Source organism: Corynebacterium sp. UMB6689 (assembly GCF_030215295.1).
Taxonomy (GTDB): domain Bacteria; phylum Actinomycetota; class Actinomycetes; order Mycobacteriales; family Mycobacteriaceae; genus Corynebacterium; species Corynebacterium aurimucosum.
Genome location: NZ_JASOLS010000068.1, coordinates 1 through 416, shown reverse-complemented (window position 1 = coordinate 416; position 416 = coordinate 1). Strand labels below are relative to the sequence as shown.

Sequence of the window (416 nt, the reverse complement as noted above, 5' to 3'; positions counted from 1 at the left end):
GGAAACCATCGTGGCATGTTCGATGAGCACCAGCGCATCACCATGGACTGGTGGCTCTACACCCACACCGAAGACCCTGTAGCGCCGCTGGAGTTAGCCAAGCAACAAGACTTCGGACGCCAAGGAGAAAAAGCAGCACGCGCAGCCTGGGCAAGAGAAGAACTCACACGACGCGGCCACCCAGACGGGCGACCAGCCACATACGACATCCACATCGACAGCGAATGGAACCCCAGCTTAGGCATAAGAAAAGGCTGGGCCGGACGCTCCTAAATCCACACGAAATGTCCCTTAAGCCGCATCCCTGCAAGCTCAACGCCCCTAAAACTACTCAAAGAGGGCTTAAGGGACATTTCGTGTGGATAAACCGATACGGATTCCTGGGGCAGCCTGGGATAATGCGGTGATCTTGATTT

1 pseudogene is annotated in these 416 nt (G+C 55.5%); it reads left to right on the top strand.

The window, feature by feature from the left end:
• Nucleotides 1-273, top strand: a pseudogene (locus QP363_RS12705) (IS256 family transposase); the annotation flags it as partial.
• Nucleotides 274-416 lie beyond the last annotated feature (143 nt).